The following is a 17,069-nucleotide window of genomic DNA, read 5'->3' as shown; positions in this document are numbered from 1 at the left end:
GGATTTCATGAGTACCGAGACGACCGACAGGACGACCGAGGCGGGCGAGAAGGAAGAAACCTTCAGCTTCCTCGAATCCGACATCCAGCGTGCCCGCGATCTGGTCGGTATCTACCACGCGGTGACACAACGTGACCAGTTCTCCCGTGCCACTCCGGATGTCATGCGCGCATTCGCGCGCAGCTACGGTGACGACAACCCCCTTTTTGTCGACGAGGAGTACGGTCTCGACACGCGGTGGGGCGGGCAGATTGCTCCGCCGATGATCAACATCGCCGTGACGAAGGATCTGTTGGCCGATCGAGTGCCGAAGGAACAGCGTCGACCACCGTTCCGTGGGATTCACGTGTTCGTCTCGGGCTCCACCACCGAGTGGTACCAGCCGGTCTACGACGGTGATGCGGTGTATTCCTTCCAGGGATTCGACAACGTCGAACTCAAGGAATCGGAGTTTGCGGGTCGCTCCCTCGTCGTGACTAGGATCCATGTTCAGTTCAACCAGCGCGCGGAGATCGTGCAAATCCAGCGAGTGATCACGATTCACACCGAACGACACGAGTCGAAGAAGCGCAAGAAATACGACACCATCGAACCCGCGTCGTACACCCCGGAGGAGATCGCGGAGATCGATGCGATCTACGAGGCCGAGGTCCGCCGCGGTGCCGAGCCCAGGTATTGGGAGGACGTGGTCGTGGGGGAGCCTCTCGGTCTGATGGCCAAAGGGCCTCTGACAACTACGGACATGGTCGTATTTCATTCCGGTGGTTACGGTTTCGCGCCCTACACCCCCTGCACAGGACGGCTTGCCTACCGGAACCGCCAGCGGATCGGTGCTTTCTACATACCCAACGAGCAAGGCATACCCGATGTCGCACAACGGATCCACTGGGATGCGGAATACGCACGGTCCATCGGACTTCCGACATCGTACGACTACGGAATGTTGCGAGACTGCTGGCTCACTCACTTCCTGACCGACTGGATCGGTGACGACGGCTGGATCGAAACGATGTCGAGCCAGATGCGCAAGTTCAACTACCTCGGCGACACGCACCGTTTCACCGGTGAGGTCGTGGGCAAACGGCAAGAGGGCGATCGATACTTGGTCGATCTCGAATTCCGTGGGACCAGCCAACGTGGTGAGGAGACCTGCCCGGCAACGGCAACGGTCTCGCTGCCCAGCCGCGAGACCGGGTTGGCCGGACTGCGAACGCCACCAGCAGATTTGAGCGCCATCGCGGCGAAAATGCTGGTGCGGCATGGGCAGTTACGGGCAGAAAAGCGTCGTACACAGTCCTGAGATGACGGCTGTGTTCGTTCCACAACAATCCGAGGAGACAGCGTGAGCCTGACCAGTATCGGCGAGTTGAAGAGTTTGACCACGGTGATCGCGGAGCTGGAAGATCAGGTACTGACGATCACCTTGGACAGGCCCGACCGGATGAACTCGTTCACCAACGCTATGCGTGCGGAGTTCCGCGATCTGTGGAGCTTCGCCGATCTGACCGACGACGTCCATGCGATCGTGCTCCGGGCGAACGGTGACCGCGCGTTCAGCACCGGGATGGACGTCAAAGAGGGTACCTATCTGGCGGACAATCCTTTCAGCAAGCGGGATCCGGGCGTTGACCTCTCGCCCAAGCACAACAAGTGCTGGAAGCCGCTGATCTGTGCGGTGCACGGTCTCGCCGCGGGCGGCGCACTCTACTGGCTCAACGAGGCGGATCTCATCATTGCCAGTGATGACGCGCAGTTCTTCGACCCGCATGTGTCGTACGGTCTCGTGGCAGCGCTCGAACCCATCGGTCTGGCTCACCGCATACCGATTGGGGAAGTGTTGCGGATGGCATTGCTCGGACTCGACGAACGCATGTCTGCCCAGCGTGCTCATCAGATCGGTTTCGTCAGCGAGGTCGTTTCCCGTGACCTGCTGTGGTCGCGTGCGGCGGTGCTCGCCAGGAAAATTGCAGCAAAGCCACCCGCTGCAATCCAGGGAACCGTGCGCGCGATCTGGGAATCGAAGGACGTCGGCCGCACCCATGCTCTGGCAACGGCGCTCCCGTACACGATGATCGGTAATCCGATCGGCAAGGCTCAGATCGATCGATCTCAGGTGCCGACCCGCTCGTACGAGGTCCGCTGACCAGTGTGCGCGACAAGAGGTATCAGACCTACGACCGAAGGGGCGTGAGATGGATTACGGAATGACCCCGGACCTCGAGAAGTTCAGGCTCGAGGTCCGTCAGTTCGTGGCTGCGAATGCACCTGACATCGCACCGAAGGCCGGCGTGCGCTGCGCCGAGACGGCCGAGGAACTGGGTCTGCTGAAGAACTGGACGGGGAAGCTCTTCGCGGCCGGATACTTCGGTGGCGACTGGCCGACCGAGTACGGCGGAGCCGGTGCAGAGCACAGCGCTGAACGCAGTGTCGTCGTGGGCGAGGAGATTGCCCGTGCCCGCGCGTCCGTCCTGCCCGGCGCGGGCAACCTGATCGCCCACGCGCTCTTCGACTTCGGTACCGACGAGCAGCGGACGAAGTATCTACCGGGAATCAGGGCGGGTTCGGAGGTCTGGTGTCAGCTGTTCAGCGAACCTGGGTCCGGTAGCGACCTGGCCTCGCTTCGCACCAAAGCCGTGCGGACCGAAGACGGGGGTTTTCGGGTCACCGGGCAGAAGGTGTGGACGACCAACGGGCATTGGTCCGACTACGGGTACATGCTTGCGCGCACCGATCCCGATGCGCCCAAACACAAGGGCATCAGTGCGTTCATCGTGGACATGTCGCTTCCTGGTGTCGACATCCGACCGCTGCGCGAAATGACAGGTACGTCCGACTTCAACGAGGTATTCCTCGACGATGTGGTTCTGACGCCCGACGCTCTGGTCGGACAATTGAATCAGGGCTGGACCGTTGCCAATTCGAGCTTGTCGCATGAACGCTCAGGTGTGGCAGCGAACGCTGTTCGACTGCGGCAGAGCGTCGAAGCGCTGAAGGATCTGGCGCGTCGCGTCGAGCGGAACGGGCGACCTGCGATCGAGGACGGGTATGTGCAGGACCGACTCGGCCAGTTGGATGCGTCGATTTCCGCTCTGTCCGCGTTGGTCTACGCCAACATCAGTCGGTGGTCGCGCAAGTCGGAGCGAGCGTACGACGCACCGATGGCCAAGCTGTTCTTCAGTGAGATCGGAGTCGAGGTGCAGAGGTTTGCGCTCGAATTGAGTGGCGAGGCAGGCATTCTCGTCGAGGGTGACAACAATGTGTTCGATTCTGGACGATGGCAGGACGAATTCCTGTACGCGCGTGCGTTCACGATTGCTGGGGGGAGCTCGGAGATCATGCGGAACATCATCGCCGAGCGTGGCCTCGGAATGCCACGCTAGTTGACCTGATCGACCATCCGAGCGAGGGCGCAAATTCATGACGAGTATCAGACAAGCGTTGAAACAGCTGTGGTCGGCCCCCGGCGACGCCCGAATGATCCAGCAGGAGAAGCGCTGGTACACGTGGGGACAGGTGCGAGAGACGGCCGAGCGCATCGACGCCGCCCTCACCGACCTCGGATGCGGAGAAGGCTCCCGAATCGGGGTGGTGGTGTCAAACCGCGTCGAGACGGTCGCTGCTCTGATCGCGATTCTGGGCGGCGGACGGACAGTGGTGACGTTGAATCCGATGCAACCCATGGTCCGGATCCTGGCAGACGTCGTGGCGTCCCGGCCACCCGTGGTGTTGGCACCGCAAAGCGACTGGGACAGCGCAGAATTCTCTGCGGGTGTCTCCGCTGCTGGTGTCGTCGGATTCGCGGTGGACGGTGCAGAAGTCGTACGCATCCCCGGGCCGTCCACCGTCCTCGACTCGCATCCGCTGCAGCCCGAAGATCCAGTCGCCGTGGAGATGTTCACCTCGGGGACGACCGGAACGCCCAAACGAATTCCGCTGACATGGCGCCAGCTCGAGTCGGCAATGTCGGCAGTTCACCGGCACACCGGGGCGGCGGGCAAGATCCGCGAACCGCTCAGCGGTAAGGCCGCGCTCGTGACGCTCGCTATCGTGCATATCGGCGGCATGTGGAGCGTTATTCAGTCGTTGACCGAGGCGCGCCCGTTCGTGCTGCTACCCCGATTCACAGTCGAGGGCTGGGTCGATGCCGTATTCGAGCATCGACTGGCGATAGCCAGTCTTCCCCCGGCGGCCATGCGCGCAGTTCTCGGTGCCGACGTCCCGAAAGAGAAGCTCACGAGCCTGCGTGCCGTAACGGCGGGAACAACGTTCGTCAGCCCTGATCTGGCCGACGAGTTCACCGAGAAGTTCGACATCCCCGTCATGATCGTCTACGGAGCCACCGAGTTCGGAGGTGCCGTCGCAGGATGGACACGGCCGCTGATCGAACAATGGTGGAAGGCGAAACGGGGGAGTGTCGGAAAGCCGTTCCCCGGAGTGGCCATGCGCACCGTGGCTACCGACGGTTCGGTCCTGGCGGTGGGGGAGACCGGCCGACTCGAAGTATCGGCACCTCAGGTCGGTGCCGGGGCCGGCAGCTGGCTTCGGACCAGCGACCTCGCTCACCTGGACACGGACGGCTTCCTGTACATCGACGGCCGTGCCGATGATGCCATCGTGCGCGGCGGCTTCAAGATTCAGCCCGAAACGGTGTGCAATGCCCTGCGCGCGCATCCGTCGGTGCACGATGCCACGGTGTTCGGCAGGGATGACGAGCGGCTGGGTCAAGTTCCGATTGCGGTGGTGGAGTTGGTGGCGGGGGCTCCCGACGTCAGCGAGAGCGAACTCCGCGAATTCGTCCGTCACCGGCTGACCGGTTACGAGGTTCCGGTCGATATTCACACTGTCGCGTCCTTGCCGCGTGGGGCCTCGCTCAAAGTCGACCGACGCCGCGTACTCGAGCTCGTCGCGGACCTCGAATCCGCTCGCGTTCAGAACGCCTGACCGAAGAACCAACTTTCGAAGGAGCAAGTATGTCCGCAGTAATTGTCGGAGCCGTCAGAAGCCCCGTCGGTAAGAGGAACGGTGGCCTCGCAGATGTCCACCCAGCCGATCTGTCTGCGGCAGTGCTCAACGCGCTCGTCGAACGCGCAGGGATCGATCCGGTGATCGTCGACGATGTAATTTGGGGATGTGTTCAGCAGCTCGGTGATCAGGCCAACGACATCGCGAGAAATGCAGTCTTGTCGGCGGGGTGGCCGGATTCGGTTCCCGGTGTCACGATCGACCGCCAATGCGGATCCTCGCAACAGGCACTGAACTTCGCCGTCGCCAGTGTAGAAGCGGGTCACTACGAGGTAGTGGTCGCAGGCGGTGTCGAATCGATGTCTCGGGTTGCGATGGGTTCCGCAGGCAAAGTCGGCGGCAGTCCGTACGGTCCCGGCTTCCTCACGCGATACGAGGTGGCACCCAATCAGGGTGTGGGCGCCGAAATGATCGCCGAGAAGTGGAACTTGAGCCGCACCGACCTCGACGCATTCTCCGCACGGTCTCACGAGCGAGCGGCCGCGGCGCAGGACGCAGGGTGGTTCGACGAGCAGATCGTTCCGATCACTACCCCGGCCGGCACCGTCGTCAGAAGAGACGAAGGTATCCGTCGCGGAACCACTGTCGAGAAGCTGGCGTCCCTGAAGACCGTCTTCAAAGAAGACGGCGTCATCCATGCAGGCAATGCCTCGCAGATCTCGGACGGGTGCGCGGCGTTGCTGATCATGAGTGAAGACGCTGCTCGCGCACATGGGTTGACGCCTATCGCCGCGATCCACACGGCGGTCGTCGCGGCCGCCGATCCCGTCATCATGCTCACCGCGCCGATCCCCGCGACGGCGAAGGCGCTCGACAAATCGGGACTGACGGTGGACGACATCGGGGTCTTCGAGGTGAACGAAGCCTTCGCATCGGTGCCGCTGGCATGGCAGAAGGAAATCGGCGTCGAGTCGAAGAAGCTGAATCCGAACGGCGGCGCTATAGCTCTGGGACATCCCCTCGGCGGTTCGGGTGCCCGGATCCTGACCGACATGATTCACCACATGCGTCGCAACAACATTCGGTACGGCCTTCAGACGATGTGCGAGGGCGGCGGCCAAGCCAATGCCACGATCCTCGAACTGATCGACCCGATCCGAGAGGTAACACCATGACCGAAGAAACCACGACCCCGGAGCGCCCAGCTGCCCTCGTGGAGCGCTCCGGAAACGTCATGATCATTTCCATCAACCGTCCGGACGCACGTAACGCCGTGAACAGTGCCGTCAGTGCCGCAGTAGGGGCAGCCCTCGAGGAGGCGGAAGCCGATCGAGACGTCCGCGTCATCGTCGTCTCCGGCGCCGGTGACAAGTCGTTCTGTGCCGGCGCGGACCTGAAAGCGATTGCGCGAGGCGAAAGCACGTACGCCCCAGGTCACGCGGAATGGGGTTTTGCCGGATTCGTCAAGCATCTCGTTCAGAAGCCGACGATAGCGGCGGTCAACGGCTCGGCCCTCGGAGGCGGCACGGAGTTGGCACTGTCCGCCGACTTGATCGTGGCATCCACCAACGCAACGTTCGGCCTACCCGAGGTCAAGCGCGGATTGCTTGCCGGTGCCGGCGGGGTGTTCAGACTTCCAGCCCAGATTCCGCAGAGACTGGCCATGGAGATGATCTTCACCGGCGACCCGATCAGCGCCGAGCGAGCACTCGAATGCGGATTGATCAACCAAGTCGTCGAGGAGGGACGCACGGTCGAGGCCGCGGTCGAGCTCGCTCAGAGGATTGCCGTGAATGCACCCCTGTCGGTGCAGGCCAGCAAACGAATCGCGTACGGCATTGTCGACGGCACCCGTTCCGATGAGGATCACAAGTGGGCGCTGTCCGCGACCGAGTGGGACCTACTGCGCACGACCGAGGACTCGAAGGAAGGTCCGCGAGCGTTCGCGGAGAAGCGGCAGCCCGTTTGGCAGGCTCGCTAGTAACTCGGACTGCGTTCAGAGTTCGGACTTCAGGAAAGGCGGGAACCGAAAGCGCTTCCCGCCTTTCGGGGTTCGGCGACTCAGACCTGAACGAGCCGGCGTCGATGGAACGATACTGTTCCATCGAGCAGCTCGTCGACCTTGATCCGGCGCATCAGCAGATGAAGGTGGTGTTCCCAGGTGAAGCCGATTCCGCCGTGTACCTGAAGAGCTGTCTGAGCGACGGTGCTCGTGCCTTCGCCTGTGTAGGCGGCAGCGGCAGACACCGCAGCTGTGCGCTCGGGTGATCTGTCGTCGAGGGCGACCGCCGCAGCCCACAGCGCCGCACGTGCTGTTTCGACGGACAACGCCATGTTCGCGCAATGGTGTTTGACGGCCTGGAACGACGCGATGGGCTTACCGAACTGCGTTCGACTCTTCGTATAGTCGACGCTGTCCTCGACCAGGCGTGCGGCGGCACCGAGGGCGTCGAATGCCCGGTAGGTAGCAAGCTGATCGTGAACGAAATCAGTTGTACCCGAGGGCAGTCCGTACCATTGGTCGACTTCGAGAGTTACGTCGATATCGACCACGGACCAGGACCTGGTCAGATCGAGTGTGTCGAGCGGAGTCACCTCGACCGCACCGACCGGCAGTACCGCGGCAACTTCGATTCCGTCGCGGCACTGCGCCAATATCAGTACGTGGCCGACGTCGATCGCTCCGCTCACCGGAGCGCTCCTGCCCTGCAGCCGCAGCGTGTCGTCGTCGATGCTCGCGGTGATCGTGGCGTTGTCGATCGCGGCCGCCACCGGCACAACGAGTTCGTCTCCCGATTCGGCGCTCTCCCTCATCGGGTGGTCGAGAAACTCGAGAAGGCCTGCTGCAATGGATAATTCGGCGAGCGGAATCGCGCTTCCCGCGCGACCGTGCTCTTCCACCAGGACGGCGAGATCGACGTGCGTGCCGCCCATGTTCTCGGTCAACAGACCTGCCAGGCCAGAGTCGCGCAAATGTCGGAGGTCCTCGGACCGCAGACGCGCCGGACCGTCGTCGATCGTGCTCCGGCGGGAAGTGATCGGGTTGTTCTTGGTCAGCCAGGCGCGTTCGGCTGCGGCGAGGGCGTCTTGTTCATCGCTCAGCGCGAAGTCCATGGAACTCTCCTAAACAGTGTTTGACGTAGTTAACCATGTAATCTATCTTTTGAGTAGCGATCGTGGCTGTCGATGCCACTCTTTCATCTCTCGCTACTTCAGCTACATCGATCGGAGCAGTCACTTGCAGGTCCGAGAAGCAGTGATCGTCGAGGCAGTACGCACGCCAATCGGGAAGCGAAACGGATCGCTGAGCGGAATTCATCCCGTAGATCTCTCGGCACTCGTCCTCCGTGAATTGGTGCAGCGCAGCGGAATAGATCCAGGAACCATCGACGACGTGATGTGGGGGTGTGTCACGCAACTGGGTGACCAGTCGAGCAATGTCGGACGTTTCGCAACCCTGGCTGCCGGGTGGCCCGAATCGGTACCCGCGGCCACTATCAACCGCGCGTGCGGGTCAGGACAACAAGCCATCGAGTCGGCCGCGCATGCCGTGATGTCGGGCGCCTACGACATCGCAGTCGCCGGTGGAGTCGAATCGATGTCCAGGGTCCCGCTCGGCGCAACCCGTGCATCGGGGTTCCCCTACGGTCAGACGGTACTCGACCGCTTCGGCGTCGACGGACTCGATCAGGGGACCGGTGCCGAGATGATCGCCGAGAAGTGGGGTCTGACTCGACTCATACTGGACGAGTACGCATCCCGCTCGCACCGACTGACTGCGGCAGCGATCGACCGCGGTGCATTCGACTCTCAATTGGTGGGTGTCGATACGCTCGACGCGAAATTGACGGTGGACGAGGGAGTGCGCCGTGGCACGTCCCCGGAGACGTTGGCCAAGCTGAAGCCGTCGTTCCGCGAAGACGGCGTCATACACGCGGGCAACGCCTCTCAGATCTCTGATGGCGCAGCGGGCGTGCTGATCACGACACCAGAGAAAGCGCGGCAGCTCGGGTTGACGCCGATCGTCCGGATTCTGGCCGGCTCCGTCGTCGGTGCCGATCCGGTGATGATGTTGACCGCGCCCATACCCGCGACGCAACGGGTGCTCGCTCGCACAGGGTTGACCATCGGCGACATCGGAGCAATCGAGATCAACGAAGCCTTTGCACCGGTACCGCTCGCCTGGCAAATCGAACTGGGCGCGGACCCGGAGCGGGTCAATCCGCTCGGCGGTGCCATCTCGGTCGGCCATCCGCTGGGGGCATCGGGTGCCATTCTGACCACTCGCCTTATCAACCACATGCGCGATCGAGGGCTCCGATATGGGCTTCAGACCATCTGTGAAGGCGGCGGTACTGCGAACGCAACCATCTACGAACTCGTCGACTGACTCGTCGACAGCGAAAAGACCGGGAGATCGACCATGCCAGAGAATTTTTACGATGCCGACCATTCGGCCTTTCGTGCGTCCGTCCGCGAATTCGTGAGCCGAGAAGTAACCCCGAATCTCGATCGCTGGGAGGAGGAGCGAAGTACGGGACGAATCGTGTGGAAGGCAGCTGGCGCTCAGGGCATTCTCGGTATCCGGATACCCGAAGAATTCGGCGGTGGAGGTGCAGCTGATTATCGCTTTCGCTGTGTCGTGCAGGAGGAACTCGCACGAGTGGGGGCCGCGGCACTTGCTTCGGCCTTTTCCATCAACGATGACATCGTCGCGTCCTACCTGACCACCTTCGGCACAACCGAGCATAAGCAGACGTGGCTACCCGGTATGGCAGACGGTTCGACCGTCGCGTCGATTGCGCTGTCCGAACCTGCCGCGGGCAGCGATCTCCGCGGGATGAAGACCACAGCGGTCCGCGATGGTGATGAGTGGGTGATCAACGGAGCGAAGACGTTCATCACCAGCGGCTTCTCCTCGGATGTGGTTCTGGCCGCGGCCCGGACGGGAGAGAAAGAGGGTAGGCCGCAACTTTCGCTCATTCTGGTTCCGACCGACACCCCAGGTTTCGCACGGGGGCAGAAGTTGCGCAAACTCGGTTTGCACGCCCAGGATACTGCCGAGATCGCTTTCTCCGATGTGCGCGTGCCGCTGTCGAATCTCGTCGGTGAGGAAGGCCGCGGATTCCATCACCTGACCGCCCAGTTGCCGCTCGAGCGGTTGTCGATCGCATGGCGCGCTCTCGTCGCAGCCGAAGCGGCATTGGAGTGGACGCTGAAGTACACAAGCGAGCGAAAAGCATTCGGCCAGAGAATAGTCGACTTCCAGAACACTCGGTTCAAGCTCGCCGAAATGACAACCGAGGTCGAGATAACCCGCAGTTTTCTTCAGCAGAGCATCCTGGCATACAACGACGGCACGTTCGACGCCACCTTGGGGGCGAAGGCCAAGTGGTGGACCACCGAATTGCAGAAGCGCGTCACGGACGGGTGTCTGCAGATGTTCGGCGGATACGGCTATATGGACGAATACCCCATATCGCGCGCTTACGCAGACGCGCGTGTCCAAACCATCGTCGGTGGCACCACCGAAATCATGAAGGAAATCATCGGCCGGGATCTGGCAAACCGCTACCCGTCCTGACTGCGAAGAAAGAATACGATTCTCGATGAAGCTCACAGACAACACTTTTCTCGTCACCGGCGGCGCATCCGGACTCGGCGCGGCAACGGCAACCGCAATAGTCGAGGCGGGCGGCCGGGTCGTCATTGCCGATCTACCCACGTCGGACGGTGAGATGACCGCAAAAGGCCTCGGCGACGCCGCGGTTTTCGTCGCCGTGGACATCACCGACGAAGATTCCTTCGGTGCCGCACTCGACGCCGTGGAATCCCACGGTCCACTTCGCGGTGCCGTGCACTGCGCCGGCCGCGGTGGGGATCGTCTGCGGATCTTGGACAAGGAGGGCAATCCTGCACCGTTGCAGAGCTTCCGCGATGTGCTCGAGGTGAACTTGATCGGGACGTACAACGTACTTCGGTTGGTGTCCGCCCGGGTTTCTCGCAACGAGCCGATCGACGGAGAGCGAGGGGCCATCGTCCTGACCGCGTCCGTCGCTGCGTTCGACGGCCAGATCGGTCAGACGTCCTACACAGCCTCGAAGGCGGCGGTGCACGGCATAACCCTGGTTGCCGCGCGCGATCTAGCCAGTGTTGGTATTCGAGTGAACACCATCGCCCCCGGAGTGTTCGACACACCGATGTTGGCGCGTTTGCGTGAGGACATTCGCGAGGGTCTCGCAGCGGGCGTCCCGTTCCCGAAGCGACTCGGCCAGCCGGCGGACTACGCAGGAATGGCTGTGACCCTGCTCGGTAATTCGTACGTGAACGGTGAAACCATTCGGCTCGATGGCGCGATCCGGATGGCACCGCGATGAGCGACGCCGTGGACAGTGAAGTCAGGGTCGAAGCGGAGGCTGGAATCCTCACCATCACCATCGATCGGCCCGCACAGCGAAACGCGATGACCAAGGCGGCCGCGCACGTCATCGCAGAGGCACTGCTGCGTTTGGACCGAGACCCGGAACTGAACGTGGCGATTCTGACCGGAAGCGGCGGAACATTCTGTGCCGGTATGGATCTCAAGCGCTTTCAGTTGGGTGAACGGCCGGTCGTCGACGGCAGGGGGTTCGGCGGTCTAGTGGAGTCCCCTCCCACAAAGCCTCTCATCGCTGCGGTGGAGGGTTGGGCACTGGGAGGCGGCTTCGAGCTGGTTCTGGCCTCGGATCTGGTGGTCGCAGGAGAGAGTGCGCAGTTCGGTCTACCCGAGGTGACGCGGGGTCTCGCCGCTCGCGCCGGCGGCATCTTCCGCGCCCCACGTGTACTTCCGCGTGCGGTCGCGTTGGAATTGTTGTTGACCGGACAACCGATGTCGGCCCGGACGGCGCTCGGACACGGAATGCTCAATCGTGTTGTCGAGGATGGTGAAGCTCTCGCGGTAGCCCGCGAACTGGCTGTGACCATTGCCGGCAATGCACCGCTGGCAGTACGGGCCAGCAAGGCATTTGCACTTGCATCGAGAACGTTGACCGATGACGAGGCCTTCGCGGTGCAAGGCGCATACACCGATCCGGTGTTCGCTTCCCAGGACGCCATCGAGGGGCCTGCCGCATTCGTCGAACGCCGCCCACCGAAGTGGAACGGAACGTGAAACCGCCAGAAAAGCAGAAGGCGACAACACGAGAACGGGCCGGTGAATGATGTCACCGGCCCGTTCGTTCTGTTCTCACCAGCTTCGGTGGCTATCCAGCAGTAGCTGAGAACTCGAGAAGTAATCGCCATAGCCGCCACGGAAGAACAGCAGAGGCGTCTTCGTCGATACCACTTTCAGGTCGTGGATACGGCCGACCACCAGGTCGTGGTCACCGAGCTCGACCACTTTCTCGATGGTGCAATCGATCCAGGCCACCGTTCCTTCCAGGATCGGGTTCGCCAGCGCAGACGGTTCCCAGGCGACGCCGTCGAATCGGTCTGCTCCACGCCGCGCCATCTTGCGGCATAGGGCTTCTTGATCTGACGCCAGCGCATTTGCGCAAAATCGTTTGGCAAGAATAATTTTGGGAAGTGTCGATGACGAACGGTCAGCGAGGAAGGATACCAAGGGCGGGTCGAGCGATACCGATGTGAACGATCCGACGACCATTCCCACCGGCTCGCTCTCGGGGTCGAGAGCGGTCACTGCAACGACGCTCGTGGGAAAGTTGCCCATCACGTCGCGCAGGTGGCGACCATCCAGCGTGCCCAACTCCGAATCCACCCTGTCCCCTTTCGAATTACTGTGTAGAACTGACGGTCAGAGCATCACGAGCATTCCGGGGGGAGTGTCGAGCTCCATCATGTGCAGAGCGTTGGAGTGGTAGGCAACTCCGTCACCGTGGATCATGTGCTGCAGACCCACGTGCGCGTCACGCCAGTACCGCTGCATCGGGCTCGATTTACGGATGGCACCGCCGCCTGATCGAGCGAAGATCGCGTCGACTGCCTGCACTGCGCGCCACGCGCAGCGAACCTGATTGCGACGCTGGTTGGACTTGTCCTCCGTTGTCGGCTCACCACCGGATTCGACGATGTCGTACAAACGGCTGATTCCGTCGATCAGTTGCGTACGTGATGCGGCAATCTCCGATGCAGCCTGTCCTGCTGCGTAGAGCGCGTACGGATCGTCGCGGACCTGAACACCGGTCACGGCAACGCGATCCTTCTGAATCTGGAGGTGGGTTGCCAGCGCGCCCTCACAAATTCCGATGACTGCTGAGGTGATGCCGAGCGGGAACATCACACCGAAGGACAACTTGTACACGGTGTCGTGGCGTCCTGCGCGGGCCGCAGCAACTCCACCCGCGATATCCGACTGCATCACAGTCCGATAGGCCGGGATGGTGGCCTTGTCGACGACGACGTCCTTGCTTCCGGTGCCGGACAGGCCAACGACCTCCCATGAGCCATCGATGATCTGGTAGTCCGAGCGCGGCAATACGACGTGCATGACCTCGGGCGGCATGATCGGCGCACCGGATCCGTTGCCCTTCATGGCACCCAGGAAGTCCCACTGACAATGATCTGCACCGGAGGAGAACGGCCAGCGGCCGCTGAGGACGAAAGAATCGTCACCGGTCGGATCGGCAACACCGTTGGGCATGTACGGGGACGCGACCCACACGTCCGGATCGTCACCCCAGATCTCCTGCTGCAACTTGCGATCCATCTGTGCGAGTTCCCATGGGTGGACCCCGACCACTCCGGAAACCCAGCCTGCTGCGGGGTCGTGCTTGGCGATTCCCATGACCGCCTCGGCAAAGTCACGCGGGTGTGCCTGGTACCCACCGAAATCGGAAGGCTGCAGCAAACGCATGACGCCGATCTGGCGCATCAGACTCGCGGTCTGGTCGCTCAGTTTGCCCAGGCTTTCGTTCTCCTCGGCCAGAGCCGCCAGTTCGGGGCCCAATTCTTCGACGCGCTTGACAACTTCGTGGACCATGTCGACTACCTCTGTTTCTCGATACCGATACATCCCCGTTCCGACGGATGCGGAGGGGCTTTACTCGATTGTGTACCCCGTAACCGACTATCGCCCTTGCGATCCCGGTGAGCGGGATGTTCGCTTTGACAGGTGGCGAAGTGTGTGTGGGGTCTGTTGGATACGAACCGTCACTGTGCTGGGGTCGGTTCTTCACGGGTCAGGAATTCCTGCACGACGCGCTCGAAGTCGGACTTGCGCTCGACCTGAATCCAATGGCCGCAGTGTGCGAACGTGTGCAGTTCCACTTCCGGGAGCCATCTGGTGGCGAAATGCGCTTGGTCGTACGGAAGCATGCGGTCGTCGCGTCCCCACAGCAGCAGTGTGTCGGTGGTGATCGACGCGGCTTTGGTCCACAGCGGGGTGTACGTCGCCTGGTTCTTGGGGTTGAACATGGAGCCGAAGATGGCCTTGGTGCGGCCGAGTACTCCATCGGCGAGCGCATTCTGCATTCTTTGGTCTACCAACTCGTCGGTGATGAGCTTCTTGTCGAACACCATGGTCTTGATCCACCCGATCATGCGGTCGCGGGTCGGATCCTCGAGAAACTCGAACAAGCGGAGAAAGCCTTCGCTCGGCTCTGCCTGAAAGATCCCGACGGACATACCGCCCGAACCCATCAGCGCCATTCTCCTCACCCGATGGGGGTACAAGGCCGCAAGTTCGGCCGACACCGCCCCACCCATGGAATTGCCGACGAAACGGGCGGACTCGATTCCGAGATGGTCCATGAAGCGGGCGATCCACTTGGCCGCGGCGACGGTGTACACCTCGTCGAGCGGGGGAAGTTCGGTACCGCCGAAGCCCGGAAGATCCGGCATGATGACGCGAAAGTCGTTGGCGAAGAACGGCAGATTGTCCCGGAAGTTGGACCAGGCGCTGACACCGGGACCGGACCCGTGAAGCATGATGAGTGGCTCACCCGTGCCCGCTTCGTGATAGGCGAACGTGAGGTCCTCGACCTGCGCGGTCTTTCGCGTGGACTCGAAGGAGATTGGACTCGTCATCTGTGGGAGCCTCTCTGGCAGCCTCATCGCTGCCGATTCGGTGTGCGTGACGCGTCTGCACGAGCGTGATCGCGCAGACGCGTCGGAGTTTCTTTCGTGCGACTACCGGCCGGGCTCCGTTACGGCTTGAGGCCTGCGGACGGCGTAGTGGTCAGGAAGGTGCCCTGGGGTCCCACGTCGAGGAGGTCGCCATACCACGTCTGACCATAAGAAATTTCGGGAAGCTTCCATTCGATGGCTTCGAAATCGGGATCGAAGATCAAGTAACCGCCCGAGTACAGCTCGACTCGATGGCCCGAACCGGGATCGTGAAGGTAGAGGTACATCGCCTGACCGACGCCGTGCTTGCCCGGCCCGGCACCGTATTCGATATCCAGATCGCGGACCTCGTCGGCAATCCTGAGAACGTCGGCGAAGTTCTCGATGTTGAACGCGACGTGGTGGAACTGGCCGTTCTCGTCGTGCGGATTGATGCCGATGGCGATGTCGTGCACCTGCGGAGTCACCGACAACCACGATGCCATCACAGTCGTGGGATGGTCGGGAATCATCACGAACTCGCGGCGCTTGAAGCCGAGCGATTCCTGCAGCCAGCCCTCTGCTTGGTTGACCGTGCCTGGGCTGCACTGAACGTTGAGGTGATCGAGTCGCCGAACTCCGAATCCGCGCCGACGTGAGCTGTTGCTCGGCAGCTTCGAGCGGATCGATTCGTCGGCAAGTGGCTTCTCGATGTCGTAGTACAGCTCGATAGGGTGCTCACCGCCGGGCAGGAGAAAACGGATCGCTTCGCCGCGACCGGTCTCGTGGCCTGCGGCCAATTCGATCGACTCGATCTCTTCGCGATCGAGCTGTTTCTGGAACAGCTCGACGTCCTGCTTGCGCTGGACGCGGAAGCTGTAGGTGTTCACCAACGATTCGGTCTGCTGGGTGAGCACGAGCGAGTGGTGGGTGAGTTCCTGATATCCGCGAAGGTATGCAACACCGTCGGCTTGCGCGGTGACCTCCATCCCCAGAAGGTCACGGAAGAACCAGAGCGAGCGTTCGAGATTTTTGGTTCCCAGATTGATGCTGCCCGCGTGGGCAATTCGGGGACCTGGGTCGTAATCGTGGGACATGGTCATCGAGCTCTCCTTCGAGTGGTTAGTACGGGTTGGAACGCTATTTCCGGCCGGGTGACGACCGTGGTGGGCGTCCCGGCCAGCGGGACAGGATCGCCGTTTCCGGTCCCTGAATTGCCGGGATCGCAGCGAGGCATCAGCTGTTCTCGGCCAAAGAGAAGCGCGCCGAGATGGAACCGAGTGGGTCGATGTCGGCCTCGAACACATCGCCGGGATGGACTGTGACCATTGGCCCCAGTGCACCCGAAAGCACGATATCGCCTGCGCGAAGCGGTGATCCGATATCGATAGCGGTGGTGGCCAGCCACGCCAATGCGGCAAGGGGATCGCCAAGGCAATCTCTGCCGGTGCCTCGAGAGACGACTTCGCCGTTTCGCCTCATGGTCATAACGACGTCCCGAGGCTCCACATCCGAGAGACCGAAGCCGGTTTCACCAATGACGAATACTCCGGAAGACGCATTGTCGGCGACGGTATCGGTGATACCGATCTGCCACTGTTTGATTCGGCTATCGACGATCTCCAGTGCCGGATAGGCGAATTCGACGGCAGCACGTACCGCGTCGGGTGAGGACGCGTCGTCGATATCGGATCCGAGTACGAACGCGACCTCGGCCTCGGCCTTGGGTTGCAGCAACCTGCCGAAAGGAATCAGGTCGGTGTCGGAGAATCGCATGTCGTCGAACAGCACTCCGAAATCTGGTCGGTCGACACCGATCTGAGCTTGAACTGCGACCGAGGTCAGTCCGATCTTGCGCCCGATGAGTCGAGCGCCCGACGCGATCCGTCTTCGGGTGAGCGTTTGCTGCACCGCATACGCGGTATCGATGTCGCTCGTACCGATCAGGTCGATGACCGGATTGCAGGCAATACCTGCTGTGGCGGCATTCTGTAGGCGGTCGGCGACCGCGTCGATTACCCCGGGGGCCACGTTCACCGTGATCCCACGTCTCTGAAAACTTTGTC

General features: G+C 61.9%; 16 protein-coding genes. 10 read left to right on the top strand and 6 right to left on the bottom strand.

Going from position 1 to position 17,069, the window contains the following annotated elements:
* Positions 1–7 precede the first annotated feature (7 nt).
* The 6 genes from BH93_RS19840 to BH93_RS19815 are packed head-to-tail and all read left to right on the top strand — an operon-like array spanning position 8 to position 6,943.
* Positions 8–1,300, top strand: coding sequence for an FAS1-like dehydratase domain-containing protein (locus BH93_RS19840; protein WP_037176963.1), 1,293 nt, complete (start codon positions 8–10; stop codon positions 1,298–1,300).
* Positions 1,301–1,342: 42 nt separating this feature from the next.
* A complete protein-coding gene (locus BH93_RS19835) occupies positions 1,343–2,143 on the top strand; it encodes an enoyl-CoA hydratase/isomerase family protein (protein WP_197914442.1) in 801 nt (266 codons plus the stop codon).
* 49 nt (positions 2,144–2,192) lie between these two features.
* Entirely contained in the window at positions 2,193–3,380 is a 1,188-nt protein-coding gene (locus BH93_RS19830; RefSeq protein ID WP_037176158.1) for an acyl-CoA dehydrogenase family protein, read from the top strand.
* Between the two features lie 37 nt (positions 3,381–3,417).
* A complete protein-coding gene (locus tag BH93_RS19825; protein WP_037176159.1) occupies positions 3,418–4,941 on the top strand; it encodes a class I adenylate-forming enzyme family protein in 1,524 nt (507 codons plus the stop codon).
* 29 nt (positions 4,942–4,970) lie between these two features.
* Positions 4,971–6,137 (top strand): thiolase family protein, encoded by a 1,167-nt coding sequence (locus BH93_RS19820; protein ID WP_037176161.1) that lies wholly within the window; start codon positions 4,971–4,973, stop codon positions 6,135–6,137.
* Positions 6,134–6,943, top strand: a complete 810-nt coding sequence (locus tag BH93_RS19815; protein WP_037176163.1) for a crotonase/enoyl-CoA hydratase family protein — start codon at positions 6,134–6,136, stop codon at positions 6,941–6,943. The genes BH93_RS19820 and BH93_RS19815 overlap by 4 nt, the downstream gene beginning before the upstream one ends.
* Before the next feature lie 80 nt (positions 6,944–7,023).
* On the opposite strand, the gene BH93_RS19810 is transcribed toward BH93_RS19815, so the two are convergent.
* Positions 7,024–8,076, bottom strand: coding sequence for an acyl-CoA dehydrogenase family protein (locus tag BH93_RS19810; RefSeq protein WP_037176164.1), 1,053 nt, complete (start codon positions 8,074–8,076; stop codon positions 7,024–7,026).
* A gap of 124 nt (positions 8,077–8,200) precedes the next feature.
* Here BH93_RS19810 and BH93_RS19805 point away from each other — a divergent pair, with 124 nt between their 5' ends.
* Genes BH93_RS19805 through BH93_RS19790 form a run of 4 tightly spaced genes read left to right on the top strand, consistent with a single transcriptional unit; the run spans position 8,201 to position 12,112 of the window.
* Positions 8,201–9,352, top strand: coding sequence for a thiolase family protein (locus BH93_RS19805; RefSeq protein ID WP_037176166.1), 1,152 nt, complete (start codon positions 8,201–8,203; stop codon positions 9,350–9,352).
* 33 nt (positions 9,353–9,385) lie between these two features.
* Positions 9,386–10,546, top strand: coding sequence for an acyl-CoA dehydrogenase family protein (locus BH93_RS19800; RefSeq protein WP_037176167.1), 1,161 nt, complete (start codon positions 9,386–9,388; stop codon positions 10,544–10,546).
* A 25-nt stretch (positions 10,547–10,571) separates the two neighbouring features.
* Entirely contained in the window at positions 10,572–11,339 is a 768-nt protein-coding gene (locus BH93_RS19795) for an SDR family NAD(P)-dependent oxidoreductase (RefSeq protein ID WP_037176169.1), read from the top strand.
* Complete coding sequence (locus BH93_RS19790; RefSeq protein ID WP_052065585.1) at positions 11,336–12,112, top strand: crotonase/enoyl-CoA hydratase family protein; 777 nt, start codon at positions 11,336–11,338, stop codon at positions 12,110–12,112. Before BH93_RS19795 ends, BH93_RS19790 begins: the two co-directional genes overlap by 4 nt.
* Before the next feature lie 75 nt (positions 12,113–12,187).
* Here BH93_RS19790 and BH93_RS19785 read toward each other — a convergent pair whose 3' ends face one another.
* The 5 genes from BH93_RS19785 to BH93_RS19765 all read right to left on the bottom strand — a co-directional run bounded on the left by BH93_RS19785 (position 12,188) and on the right by BH93_RS19765 (position 17,034).
* Positions 12,188–12,718 carry a flavin reductase family protein gene (locus tag BH93_RS19785; RefSeq protein WP_242459021.1) on the bottom strand — a complete coding sequence of 177 codons (531 nt, stop codon included), beginning with the start codon at positions 12,716–12,718 and terminating at the stop codon, positions 12,188–12,190.
* Between the two features lie 36 nt (positions 12,719–12,754).
* A complete protein-coding gene (locus BH93_RS19780; protein WP_037176972.1) occupies positions 12,755–13,939 on the bottom strand; it encodes a hydroxylase in 1,185 nt (394 codons plus the stop codon).
* A gap of 170 nt (positions 13,940–14,109) precedes the next feature.
* Positions 14,110–14,985, bottom strand: coding sequence for an alpha/beta fold hydrolase (locus BH93_RS19775; protein WP_037176171.1), 876 nt, complete (start codon positions 14,983–14,985; stop codon positions 14,110–14,112).
* A 119-nt stretch (positions 14,986–15,104) separates the two neighbouring features.
* Positions 15,105–16,106 carry a VOC family protein gene (locus tag BH93_RS19770; protein ID WP_037176173.1) on the bottom strand — a complete coding sequence of 334 codons (1,002 nt, stop codon included), beginning with the start codon at positions 16,104–16,106 and terminating at the stop codon, positions 15,105–15,107.
* 133 nt (positions 16,107–16,239) lie between these two features.
* Positions 16,240–17,034, bottom strand: coding sequence for a 2-keto-4-pentenoate hydratase (locus BH93_RS19765; RefSeq protein ID WP_197914440.1), 795 nt, complete (start codon positions 17,032–17,034; stop codon positions 16,240–16,242).
* Positions 17,035–17,069: the final 35 nt, after the last annotated feature.

The organism is Rhodococcoides fascians A25f (assembly GCF_000760935.2).
GTDB lineage: Bacteria > Actinomycetota > Actinomycetes > Mycobacteriales > Mycobacteriaceae > Rhodococcoides.
The sequence above is the reverse complement of the archived record's forward strand: the minus strand, read 5'-3'. Positions and strand labels throughout refer to the sequence as shown.